A 12,128-nucleotide genomic window follows, 5' to 3' on the forward strand; every position below is an offset into this window, starting at 1 on the left:
GAATCACCATGCTGCTGATGATCGACAACTACGACAGCTTCACCTACAACCTTGTGCAGTACTTCGGCGAACTGGGCGCCGACGTGCGCGTGTTCCGCAACGACGAGATCGACGTGGCCGGCATCGCGCAACTCGCGCCGGAGCAGCTCGTGATCTCGCCGGGGCCGTGCTCGCCGGCCGAGGCCGGCATCTCGGTCGCTGCGATCCGCGAGTTTGCCGGCCGCATTCCGATTCTCGGCGTGTGTCTGGGCCACCAGAGTATCGGCGCGGCCTTCGGCGGGCGCATCGTGCATGCACGGCGCCTGATGCACGGCAAGACCTCGCCCGTGCATCACGACGGGCGCGGGGTGTTCCACGGCCTGCCCGACCCGCTGGTGTGCACGCGCTACCATTCGCTGGCGATCGAGCGCGAGTCCCTGCCCGACTGCCTCGAGGTCACGGCGTGGACCGACGACGGCGAGATCATGGGCGTGCGCCACAAGACGCTGGCGGTCGAGGGCGTGCAGTTCCACCCCGAGTCCATCCTCACCGAGCATGGCCACGAGTTGCTGAAGAATTTCCTGGACGAGACCGTCCCCGCCTGAACCCACGGAGCCGAGACGATGACCATTACCGCGCAGGACGCCCTGCAACGCACCATCGACCACCGCGAGATCTTCTTCGACGAGATGCTCTCGCTGATGCGCCAGATCATGGCCGGCGAGGTCTCGCCGCTGATGACCGCAGCGATCCTGACCGGCCTTCGCGTCAAGAAGGAGACCATCGGCGAGATCACCGCCGCGGCCACGGTGATGCGCGAGATGGCCACCAAGGTCGTGGTCGCGCCCCCGCATGAGCACTTCCTCGACGTGGTCGGCACCGGCGGCGACGGCTCTCAGACCTTCAACATCTCGACCGCGACGATCTTCGTCGCCGCCGCGGCCGGCGCGCGCGTGGCCAAGCACGGCGGGCGCAGCGTGTCGTCCAAGTCGGGCGCGGCCGACGTGCTCGAGGCGCTGGGCGCCAATCTCGCGCTCAGCCCGGAACAGGTCGCCGAGTGCGTCGAAGCGACCGGCGTGGGCTTCATGTTCGCGCCCAATCACCACAGTGCGATGAAGAACGTCGCCCCGGTGCGCCGCGAGATGGGCGTGCGCACCATCTTCAACATCCTCGGGCCGTTGACCAATCCGGCCGGTGCACCGAACACGCTGATGGGCGTGTTCCATCCCGATCTGGTGGGCATTCAGGTGCGCGTGATGCAGCGCCTGGGCGCCAATCACGTGCTCGTCGTGCATGGGCTCGACGGCATGGACGAGGTCAGCCTGGGTTCAGCGACCCGGGTTGGCGAACTGAAGGACGGCGAGGTCAGCGAATACGAGATCCACCCCGAGGACTTCGACCTGGCGATGGCCGGCACGCGCAACATCCGTGTAGCCGACGCCGACGCCTCGCGCGAGATGCTGCTCGGCGCGCTGGAGAACCGCGACGGACCGGCGCGCGAGATCGTCGTGTTCAATGCCGGTGTCGCCCTGTATGCGGCCAATCTGGTCGACGACATCGGCGCCGGCGTTGCGCGCGCGAGAGAGGTCATCGCCAGCGGCGCGGCGCGCGCGAAGCTCGACGACTTCGTGCGTTTCACGCAATCGTGCGCGAAGGGGCAGGGATGAGCGACATCCTCGAACGTATCCTCGCGGTCAAGCGCGACGAGGTCGCCGACGGCCAGCGTCACATGCCGATCGAGCGCCAGCATCGCCGCGCCGAGGAGGCACCGCCGCCGCGTCCCTTCGTGGGCGCGATGCGCGCCAAGATCGACGCGGGCGAGGCGGCGGTGATCGCCGAGATCAAGAAGGCCAGCCCCTCCAAGGGCGTGATCCGCGAGGATTTCCGTCCCGGCGAGATCGCCGCGAGCTATGCCGCCGGTGGTGCGGCCTGTCTGTCGGTGCTGACCGACCGCGACTTCTTCCAGGGTGCGCCCGAATACCTGCGCGAGGCGCGCGAGGCGTGCACGCTGCCGGTGCTGCGCAAGGATTTCATCGTCGATGCCTGGCAGATCTTCGAGGCGCGCGCGATGGGGGCGGACGCCATCCTGCTCATCGCCGCGGCGCTCGACATGGCCGAGATGATGGATTTCGAGGCCATCGCGCAGAGTCTGGGCATGGGCGTGCTGGTCGAGGTGCACGACGGCGGGGAACTCGACCGCGCCCTGCAGCTGTCTACCCCGCTCCTAGGCATCAACAACCGCAACCTGCGAACCTTTGAAGTGAGCCTGCAGACCACCCTCGATTTGCTCGACCGCATCCCGCCCGATCGCATCGTCGTGACCGAATCCGGCATCCTCGGTCCGGCGGATGTCGCGTGCATGCGCGACAACGACGTTCACGCCTTCCTGGTCGGCGAGGCCTTCATGCGTGCCGATGATCCCGGTGCGGCGCTGCGTGCGCTGTTCGGCCGGGGAGAATGACGCAGGACAGGGCTCCCAAACGCTCCCGCGGCCGGCTGCGCTTCATCGCCGCGGCGCTCGCCACGATCGTTCTCGTTCCGCTGCTGCTGGCCGGCTGGCTGCTTGCCACGGAGTCCGGTGCGCGCGCAGTGCTGGAGCTGGCGCGGCGCACGAGCGGCATCACGATCGAGGCCGAAGGGCTGGCGGGGCGGCTGATCGGTCCGCTCGCGGCCGAGCGCATCAGCGTGGCGACCCCCGACCTGCGTGTCGAGCTCGATGCGTTCTCGCTCGCATGGCGCCCGATGTCCCTGATCGATGGCCGGCTCGACATCGACCTGCTCTCGGCTGCGAGCATCGTAGTGGCGACGCGGCCCGATCCGGACGCCACCGCCAGTTCCCCAACGCGTCCGGAGATCGCATTGCCCGTGGCCGTGCGTGCGGCCATCGCCATCGAACGCGTGGCAATCGTGCCTTGGGATGCGCAGGACGCGCGTGAGCCGCTGGCCTTCTCGGACATCGATGCGCGCCTGTCGGGGGCGCTGGGTGTGCAGCGCATCGACGCGCTTTCGGTGACCACGCCGTGGGGGCAGATCGCCGCGCTGGCTTCGATCGACACCACGCGCAGCCCGCACCCGGTGGGCGCCGAGGTGCGCGTGGTCACGCAGCGTGATGGACACGACATCGAACTGGCGGCACAGATTTCCGGTGATCTGGAGCGTCTGAGCTTGCGTCTACAGGCAAACGGCGCCGGCCTCGAGGGCCAGGCGGACGCGGTGGTTGCGCCTTTTGCAGCCATGCCGCTGCTCGAATTGCGCGCTGCAGTGGGCGAGATCGACCCGTCCATGTTCGTCGCCGGCGCGCCATCGGCGCGACTGCACGTCGACGCCGATCTGGCCGGCGATGCGGCCACGCAGCGCCTCGCCGGCGAGATACGCGTGACCAACGCCGTGCCCGGTCGCATCGACGAAGGCCGGTTGCCGCTGGAGTCGCTGCTCGCGAATATCGACGCCTCGCTCGGCGATGCCGACATCGCGCGCATGGAACTCGTACTGGCCGATGGCGCGCGGCTGGTCGGTGACGGCTTCGCCACCTATGCCGCGGAGGACGTGTTGCAGACCTTCGGCATGAGCGCCCGCATCGAAGGGCTGGACCCGGCGGCCTTGCATGGCGCTGCCCCGGCCGGACGCATTGCGCTCGAATTCGATGCCGATGGCGCCAGCGACGGTCGTGCGGGGATTCGCTGGCGCTTCGGCGAGAGCCGCTTGCTCGGCCAGGCGCTGGGCGGTACCGGCACCCTGAGCATCGACGGCGCGCGCGTGCCCGAGGCCGATGTCGCCCTCACGCTCGGACCCAGCCGGGTCACGGCGCGTGGCGCCTGGGGGCGCACGGACGACATCATGGAGGTCGACGCCGAGTTCGCCGAACTTGACGCGCTGGACCATGGCCTGGGTGGTCGCGCAACACTGGCTGCAAGCGTCACCGGCGGCCTCGACGCGCTCGCCGGGGAGCTTCGCGCGAACGCCGAGCGCCTGAGCGCGCCCGGCGTGTTCGTGCGCAGCCTGTCGGCCGACGGCCGGCTGGGCGCCGGTGAAAACGGCCTCGTCGAACTCGACATCGCGCTGGATGCGTTGGGTCCGGACGCCAAAAAGGCCTGGATCGAACGCGTGGATCTGGGCATCGACGGCACGCGCGGCGAGCACCGCGTCACGGCAAGCGTGGCAACACCCGAGGACGATCGGGTCGTGCTCACGCTGCGTGGCGGCATCGACACCGCACAGCCGGGCGCCCCGCGCTGGCTCGGCGAACTGTCGATGCTCGAAGCCGATGGTCGCTTTCCGCTGCGCCTGCTCGCGCCGGCCGAACTACAGGCCTCCGCGCAACAGGTGTTGATGGGGCGTGCGGGTTTCGACGCCGGGGAAAAGGGGCGCATCGTGCTCGACGAGACCGCCTGGACGCCGGATCGGACCACGTTGCGCGGCAGCCTGTCCGGCCTGCAGGTGGTCGAGCAGGGCGAACGTCGCCGACGCGGGCCCGGTCCGCTCACGCTGGGCGCCGAATGGGAGTTCGAGCTTGCCGAGCGCGCTAATGGGCAGATGCGCATCGTGCGCGAGGGCGGCGACCTGTCGGTGCCCGGCGAACTCTCGGCACGACTCGGGCTGGAACAGCTGGAAGTCGTCGTCGTCGCGAACGACGATCGTCTCGCCGCATCCATCGATGCGCGCGGCAGCGAGCTGGGCAGCATCAGCGGCTCGTTGACGACGCTGGCCGAACGCGATGAGGATGCCGGCTGGCGGTTGGCACCGAATGCCGCGCTGCTCGGATCGATCGAGTTCGACATGCCTTCGATCGCCTGGATGTCACGACTGATGCAGGACGAGTCGGTGCTCGAAGGGCGATTGCAGGCGGCCTTTTCGGTCACCGGCACGCCCGCCGAGCCGATCGCGACCGGGCGCATTTCGGGCAGCGATCTGGGCATGTCCCTGATCGAGCACGGCGTGCAACTGTCCGGCGGCACGCTGCGCGCGGAGTTCGAACGCGACCGCCTGCGTCTGCGTCAGCTCGAGTTCGTCACGCCCAATCGCGTGCGCCCGCGTGACGCGCGCGTACCGGTCGATGCGCTCACCGCCGAACCCGGTCGGCTGTCGGCCGACGGCGAGATCGATCTGGCGAGCGGCGAGGGCGAGTTCCGTTTCGAGGCCGATCGCATGCCGGTGCTGCAACGGCCCGATCGCTGGCTGCTGCTGTCGGGACAGGGGCGGGCGAGAAGCACCTGGACTTCGCTTGACGTGCAGGCCGATTTCCGTGCCGACGCCGGTTACGTCGAGTTCGCCGAGACGCCGCCGCCGACGCTGTCCGACGACGTCGTGATCGTCGGCAGTGAAGAGGACGAAGCCGGCGGCGGTGGCGGGCTGGCCGTGAGCGCCGACGTGACGGTGTCGCTGGGCAACGCGCTGTATCTGAGCGCATTGGGCCTGGAAACGAGACTGGCCGGTGAGCTGGCCTTGCGCCTGCGTGACGGCTCGCCGCTGGCGGCGACGGGCACCATTTCGACGGTCGGCGGCTCCTACAAGGGCTATGGCCAGAGCCTGACCATCGAGCGCGGGCTGATCAATTTCCAGGGGCCGCTCGACAATCCGGGGCTGAACGTGGTGGCATTGCGCAAGGGCCTGCCGGTCGAGGCCGGCATCGCGGTCTCCGGCAGCGCGCGCCGTCCATTGATCCGATTGGTGTCCACGCCCGAGGTGCCCGATCCCGAGAAGCTTTCCTGGATCGTCCTGGGGCGCTCGCCCAGTGCCGGTGGCGGGGCCGACATGAGTCTGCTACTGCCGGCCGCGCAGGCCCTGCTGGGCGGGCCGGGCGGCGGCATGACCGACCAGCTCTCGCGCAGCCTGGGGGTCGACGAGTTTGGCATCGGGCAGGCCGACAGCGGTGCGCCCGTGCGCAGCAGCAGCGTGGTCGATGGCGGCCGCGCGGTGGGCGAGGGCAACGTCGGTGGGCAGGTGTTTACGATCGGCAAGCGGCTCTCGCCTGATCTGTTCGTGTCCTTCGAACAGAGCCTGGGCGGGGCCGAGAGCCTGGTCAAGCTGACCTATCAGCTCACGCGACGCATCTCGCTGGTTGCGCGTGGCGGCACCGACAACGCCGCGGACATCTTCTATACGATCACGTTTCGCTGAAGGACGTACATTGCGCGCGTCGCGCGCGAGGAAACAGCAAGGAGGTAGCAATGACGGATTCGACGCATCACGGACAGGTCGAAGTGGCGATTCTCGCCGGTGGGTGCTTCTGGTGCCTGGACGCGGTGTTCCGCGATGTCGAGGGCGTGGTTTCGGTCGTGTCCGGCTACTGCGGGGGGCACGTCGACGATCCGCAATACCGCGAGGTCTGCGAAGGGGGCACGGGGCATGCCGAGGCCGTGCGTATCGAGTTCGATCCGGGCCTCGTCACCTACCGCGACCTGCTCGAGATCTTCTTCACCATCCACGACCCGACCACGCTCGACCGGCAGGGCAACGACATCGGCACGCAGTACCGCTCGGCGATCTTTCCGACCAGCCAGTCGCAACTGCACGAGGCGCTGACGATGATCGAGGAACTGGGCGAGCACCGCGTGTTTCCGTCGGCCATCGTCACGCGGGTCGAGGAGCCCGGCGTGCACTTCTGGCCGGCCGAGGACGTGCATCAGGACTTCTTCCGCCACCAGCCCGATCAGCCTTACTGCCAGTACGTCGTGGCGCCCAAGATCGCCAAGTTCCGCGAGAAGTTTGCGCAACGGCGCAAGCGCCGCGGCTGAGCGAGCGCGGCTCAGCCGGCCGTCTGCACCAGCTTGAGAATGTCCAGGCCGTAGGCCTCGAGCTTGCGGTCGCCGATGCCCGAGATCGCCGCCAGTTCGGCCAGCGAGGCGGGGCGCGCGATGGCGATCTCGCGCAGCGTGGCGTCCTGGAAGATCACGTAGGCCGGCACGTTGCGTTCGCGCGCAGTCTCCATGCGCCACGCGCGCAACTGGTCGAACAGGGTCTGCGGCACGCCGTGCGGAATGTCTGGCAGGCGGCGCGCGCCGCGGCGCGTGCGTCGGCGCTCGGGCGGGATACGCATTTCGAAGACGCGCTCGCCGCGCAGCAGTGGGCGTGCTTCATCGGTCAGTACCAGCGCGTTGTGGCGATCGTGGTCCACGGCCAGCAGGCCGCGCGCGACGAGTTGGCGGAACAGTGTGCGCCAGGTCTTTTCTTCGAGATCCTCGCCGATGCCGAAGGTGCTGGTCTCATGATGTGCCCATTCGCCGACCTTGTCGGTGCGCTCGCCGCGCAGCACGTCGATGAGGTGCCCGGCGCCAAAGCGCTGACCGGTGCGGTAGGCGCAGGACAGGGCCTTGCGTGCGGCCTGGGTGGCGTCCCAGGTGCGCGGCGGATTGAGGCAGTTGTCGCAGTTGCCGCAGTCGGACGAGTCCTCGCCGAAATGCGTGAGCAGGTGGCGACGCCGGCAGCCGACGGTCTCTACCAGGCCGACCAGCGCGTCGAGGCGTGCGCGGGCGCGGCGCTTGAAGTCCTCGGCACCGTCGGATTCGTCGATCATGCGACGCTGCTGCACCACATCCTGCGCACCCCAGGTCATCCACGCTTCGGCCGGCAAGCCGTCGCGCCCGGCACGACCGGTTTCCTGGTAGTACCCCTCGATCGAGCGCGGCAGGTCCAGATGCGCGACGAAACGCACATCCGGCTTGTCCACGCCCATGCCGAAGGCGATGGTGGCGACCATCACGATGCCGTCTTCGCGCAGGAAGCGGGTCTGGTTCTGCGCGCGGATGTCGTTGCCGAGTCCGGCGTGATAGGGCAGGGCCGTGACGCCCTGATCGGCAAGCCAGGCGGCGGTCTCTTCGACCTTGCGTCGTGACAGGCAATAGACGATGCCGGACTCTCCGGCGTGGTCACGCAGGAAGTGCAGCAGCTGGTTGCGCGGATTGTCCTTGTCTTCGATGCGATAGCGGATGTTGGGGCGATCGAAACTCGAAACGAAGCGGCGCGCGGATTCGAGGCGCAGGCGCACGACGATCTCCTCGCGCGTCTGCGGATCCGCGGTGGCGGTCAGCGCGATGCGTGGCACGCCCGCGAAACGCTCGTGCAGTACCGACAACTGCAGGTATTCGGGGCGGAAATCGTGGCCCCATTGCGACACGCAGTGGGCCTCGTCGATCGCGAACAGGGTGATGCGCCGCTGGTCGCGCAGGCGTTCCAGCAGGCCGAGCGTGCGCGCCGCGAGCAGCCGTTCGGGTGCGACGTAGAGCAGGTCGAGTTCGCCGGCGAGCAGGGCCTGCGTGATCGTCGCCATTTCTTCGGCAGACTGGCTGGAGTTCAGATAGGCGGCGGCGACGCCGGCCTCGCGCAGTGCGCTGACCTGATCCTGCATCAGCGCGATCAACGGCGAGACGACGATCGCCGTGCCCTCGCGCAGCAGCGCGGGGATCTGGTAGCACAGCGACTTGCCACCGCCGGTGGGCATCAGCACGAGGGCGTCGCCGCCGCCCGATACGTGCTCGATGATGGCTTCCTGCTCACCGCGGAAGGCGGCGTAGCCGAAGACGTGCTGGAGCGTGTGCAGTGCGCTCGGAGTGGAAGTTGCAAGGCTCATCGGCGCGATTCTACATCGGGCGTGAGAAACGTCCTCGACGGGTCCAGACATTGGTTGACGGGTCGCGAATCATGTCCGATAGTGCCCTCGGCAGTATCTGTCATAGAACAAGTGAATCCGGAGAATGAAACCGAAGACCGACACCTCCGACCTGTACGCCGCCTACCCTCACCTGCAGAAGATCGACGAAATGTGGGGCACGCCGCAGTGCCGTCACCTGCTGCTCGATCTGCTGAGTGACTCGCGCGACGGGACTCGGCAAGGCTTTCCGCCAGATCATGCCTCGACCATCTTCCGGTTGCTGCAGGAACATGACGCCGACTACGCCCACCTCGACGACGATCCGATGAGCGTTTCGTGGTGGGAGCAGAACCCGGGCCATCGTCAGGGTCCGCGCTGAGGTCCGGGCAAGCGCTCAGGCCTTCCTGACTTTCTTGAGCAATGCTGTCGTCGAGCGTTCATGCTCGAAGGCGATCGAATGCACGCTGCCGCCCCAGGAGCGCACCTGCGCTGCGCCGACGATGTTCTCCGGGGACCAGTCCCCGCCCTTGACCAGTCTTTCCGGCCGGATCTCGTTGATGCGCTCGATCGGCGTGTCCTCGTCGAACCAGGTCACCAGATCGACGCTCGCGAGCGCCGCGATGACCGCCATGCGGTCGGCCAGCGGGTTGATTGGCCGATCCTCTCCCTTGCCGAGGCGACGCACCGACGCGTCGGTGTTGAGTGCGACGATCAGCGCCGCGCCCAGATCGCGTGCGCGCGCCAGATAGGTGACATGCCCGCGATGCAGGAGGTCGAAGCAGCCGTTCGTGAACACGAGTGGTCGGGGCAGCCGCGCGATGCGTGTGCGCAAATCGTCGGGCGGGCATATCTTGGATTCGAAGCTCGGGGCTGGGCTCATCGGCATGCAGGGCGAACGTGGGTCGCCCAAGTGTAGCCGCTCAGGGCGTCGCGTGTGCGGCGCGCCACTCGCGCAGGGCGTCGACGGCCTCGTCGAGCGTGCGGATCACGCGTACGCCCTCGATGCGCGGCGGCTTGCCCGCGATTCCCGCGCCGCCGGCCCACAGTTCGATTCCGGCAGGCAGCTGCTGACGTAGTTGCGCCAGCCCGTCGCCGGCCTGGCGCTGCGGATAGGCACTGCTGAACGACAGCGCGACGACGTCGAAACGTCCGTCGACGGCCGCGCGGCAGATGTCGCCCGGCGGTGTCTGGGTGCCCAGGGACACGCAGGTCGCCCCCTCGGGCGCGAGCATCGCCTCGACCATCAGGATGCCCAGGCTGTGCAACTCCTCAGGAAACGTTGTCAGCAGGACGCGCGGCCGTTCGCCCGCGCCCGGATGCGAGCCGATGGCGTTGCGGATCACGTTCTGCACCTGCTCGGAGTACAGGTGCTCTTCGGGCACTTCGAGTTCACCGCGCATCCACGCCTGCCCGACGGCGGTGTTCAACTCGGCAACGGTGTCCGCGACGAAGCGCTGAAGCCCGTGTCTGAGCAGCATCTGCTGCAGCGCCGAACGCAGTTCGATGCTGCGGTGAAGCTTTACCAGTTGCAGGAAATCGGCTTCGCGCACGGCCGCGATCGGATGGTCTTCGCTCTGCGCTTCGGTCTCCTGCAGTGCATCGAGCAGTTCGCGCGTGCTCGCGCGCACGAGACGCGCGGGTCGCCGCCCTTGGTCGAGCAGGCGCCGGATGATGCGCAGCTTCTCGACGTCGGCGGGGCTGTACAGGCGGTTGCCGTGCTCGTCGCGGATGGGCGTGGGGAAGCCGTAGCGGCGTTCCCAGACGCGCAATGTGTCCTTGGCCAGACCGGTATCACGCTCGACCGCGGCGATGTTCAACATGACTTCATTCCGACCGTCTTTATTCATTTTGTCCTAGACAAAGACTTGACTTGTTGTGTCGACGGCTCTATCTTAGGCCTGCACCCACATCTTGTCTAGGACAGGTTATGAACTCAAAGCCTTCACAAAGCACATCTAGAATCACGTTGATGGTGGCCATGCTGCTCGCGTCCTGTGCGTTCTTGTTGGTCGGAGAGGGGCGCGCGGAGATGGCCGCTATGCCGGTTGCTTCGGCGATGCCCTCCGATTCTGTCCAGGACAGACATCATCATGATCCGCTCGATCTGAAGATTTTCGTTCATCGCCATGGCTTGCTGATGCATGCCCAGGACGGTGCGCCGCAGGGTCGGGCGAATACTGACCTGCAGCGCGTCGGAAGCTGAGCGATGAACGCTCCGGAAAAGCGGTTCCTTGCGTCCGACGTTCGTGCGGGCCAGGACGACTCCGCGTCCCGCGGACGGCGCATAGCCGTCGTCGGCGGCGGCATCGCAGGGCTGGCTTCGGCGTGGCTGCTCGCGCGCGAACATCGTGTCACGCTGTTCGAGGCCGCAAGCTACGTTGGCGGACACAGCAATACGGTCGACATCGAAGTCGATGGACTTCGTCATCCGGTCGATACCGGGTTTCTGGTGTTCAACGAACGCACCTATCCCAACCTGTGCGCGCTGTTCTCCGAACTGCGCGTGCCGGTGGCCAAGTCGGAGATGTCCTTCGCGGTGAGCGTCGATGCGCCCGATTTCGAGTGGGCGGGCGCAGATCTGGGCACCGTCTTCGCGCAGCGCCGAAATCTGGCGCGCCCGGCCATGTGGCGCATGCTCGCCGACATCATTCGATTCAACCGCGCGGCCACGGCGATGGCCACTCATTCGACCGCGCCGCAGATGTCGTTGGGCGACTATCTGAATTCCGAGGGCTACGGCCAGGCATTTCGACACTGCTATCTGCTGCCGATGGCGGCGGCGATCTGGTCTTGCCCGACGCGCTCGATGCTCGCCTATCCGCTGGCGACCTTCGTGCGCTTTTGTCGCAATCACGGATTGTTGCAGGTGTTGGATCGTCCTCAATGGATGACCGTGTGTGGCGGCGCGCGCGAGTACGTGCGACGCATGCTCGCCACGCTCGACGATGTGCGCGTGGCCTGTCCGGTCGAGCATGTCGCGCGCGACGCTTCCGGCGCGTGGCTGCGTGCCGGCGGGGCGGCGGAGCGTTTCGACGAGGTGGTATTCGCCTGCCACAGCGACCAGACGCTGGCGATTCTCGGTGACGGCGTGAGCGAGGACGAGTGCAGCGTGCTCGCCGCCGTGCCCTATCAGCGCAACCGCGCGGTGCTGCACACCGATCCGGCGCTGTTGCCGCGCAGAAGGGCGGTGTGGTCGGCATGGAACTATCTGTCGGCCGGCGGCAGCGATGAGACGCGGCCGGTGTCGGTCAGCTATCTCATCAACCGGCTGCAACCGGTGCCGTTCAAGAGTCCGGTGGTGGTCTCGCTCAATCCGTTCCGCGAACCGGACCCGCATCACGTCATCGCCGAATTCGACTACGCCCACCCGGTCTTCGATCAGGGCGCGATCGACGCGCAGACGCGGCTCGCGAGTCTTCAGGGGCAGCGCCACAGCTGGTTCGCCGGCGCATGGACGGGCTATGGCTTTCACGAGGACGGGCTGCGCTCGGCGATGCGCGTGGCCGAGGGTCTGGGCGTGTACGCGCCATGGAAAGTCGCGGCGGGCAGGGTGGCAGCGTGA

Annotated in this window: 11 protein-coding genes; 8 read left to right on the top strand and 3 right to left on the bottom strand. The window is 67.6% G+C overall.

Translation table 11 applies throughout. The features are described 5' to 3' along the window. Positions 1-8 precede the first annotated feature (8 nt). The 5 genes from C0099_RS06125 to msrA are packed head-to-tail and all read left to right on the top strand — an operon-like array spanning position 9 to position 6,713. Positions 9-584, top strand: a complete 576-nt coding sequence (locus C0099_RS06125) for an aminodeoxychorismate/anthranilate synthase component II (RefSeq protein ID WP_102246624.1) — start codon at positions 9-11, stop codon at positions 582-584. Positions 585-602: 18 nt separating this feature from the next. Beyond that, positions 603-1,646 carry an anthranilate phosphoribosyltransferase gene (trpD, locus tag C0099_RS06130; RefSeq protein ID WP_102246625.1) on the top strand — a complete coding sequence of 348 codons (1,044 nt, stop codon included), beginning with the start codon at positions 603-605 and terminating at the stop codon, positions 1,644-1,646. Next, entirely contained in the window at positions 1,643-2,440 is a 798-nt protein-coding gene (gene trpC, locus C0099_RS06135; protein WP_102246626.1) for an indole-3-glycerol phosphate synthase TrpC, read from the top strand. Before trpD ends, trpC begins: the two co-directional genes overlap by 4 nt. Beyond that, positions 2,437-6,096 (top strand): translocation/assembly module TamB domain-containing protein, encoded by a 3,660-nt coding sequence (locus C0099_RS06140; RefSeq protein WP_102246627.1) that lies wholly within the window; start codon positions 2,437-2,439, stop codon positions 6,094-6,096. Before trpC ends, C0099_RS06140 begins: the two co-directional genes overlap by 4 nt. 50 nt (positions 6,097-6,146) lie before the next feature. Further along, positions 6,147-6,713, top strand: coding sequence for a peptide-methionine (S)-S-oxide reductase MsrA (gene msrA, locus C0099_RS06145; RefSeq protein ID WP_102246628.1), 567 nt, complete (start codon positions 6,147-6,149; stop codon positions 6,711-6,713). A gap of 11 nt (positions 6,714-6,724) precedes the next feature. Here the strand turns inward: msrA and recQ are convergent, their stop codons facing one another. Beyond that, entirely contained in the window at positions 6,725-8,545 is a 1,821-nt protein-coding gene (gene recQ / locus C0099_RS06150) for a DNA helicase RecQ (protein WP_228151663.1), read from the bottom strand. Between the two features lie 124 nt (positions 8,546-8,669). Between recQ and C0099_RS06155 the strand changes: the two genes are divergently transcribed. Next, positions 8,670-8,945: a hypothetical protein gene (locus tag C0099_RS06155; protein WP_102246630.1), complete on the top strand. Its 276-nt coding sequence runs from the start codon at positions 8,670-8,672 to the stop codon at positions 8,943-8,945. A 15-nt stretch (positions 8,946-8,960) separates the two neighbouring features. Here the strand turns inward: C0099_RS06155 and rfaE2 are convergent, their stop codons facing one another. Together rfaE2 and C0099_RS06165 are read right to left on the bottom strand one after the other, a co-directional pair. Next, on the bottom strand, positions 8,961-9,446 hold the full coding sequence (gene rfaE2 / locus C0099_RS06160; RefSeq protein WP_102248402.1) for a D-glycero-beta-D-manno-heptose 1-phosphate adenylyltransferase: 486 nt from the start codon (positions 9,444-9,446) through the stop codon (positions 8,961-8,963). A 40-nt stretch (positions 9,447-9,486) separates the two neighbouring features. Further along, entirely contained in the window at positions 9,487-10,386 is a 900-nt protein-coding gene (locus tag C0099_RS06165; protein WP_228151664.1) for a MerR family transcriptional regulator, read from the bottom strand. Between the two features lie 149 nt (positions 10,387-10,535). Between C0099_RS06165 and C0099_RS06170 the strand changes: the two genes are divergently transcribed. After that, complete coding sequence (locus C0099_RS06170) at positions 10,536-10,769, top strand: hypothetical protein (RefSeq protein ID WP_123785221.1); 234 nt, start codon at positions 10,536-10,538, stop codon at positions 10,767-10,769. A 3-nt stretch (positions 10,770-10,772) separates the two neighbouring features. Next, complete coding sequence (locus C0099_RS06175) at positions 10,773-12,128, top strand: NAD(P)/FAD-dependent oxidoreductase (protein ID WP_102246633.1); 1,356 nt, start codon at positions 10,773-10,775, stop codon at positions 12,126-12,128.

Origin of the sequence: Pseudazoarcus pumilus (genome assembly GCF_002872475.1) — a bacterium.
In the GTDB taxonomy this organism is placed as follows: domain Bacteria; phylum Pseudomonadota; class Gammaproteobacteria; order Burkholderiales; family Rhodocyclaceae; genus Pseudazoarcus; species Pseudazoarcus pumilus.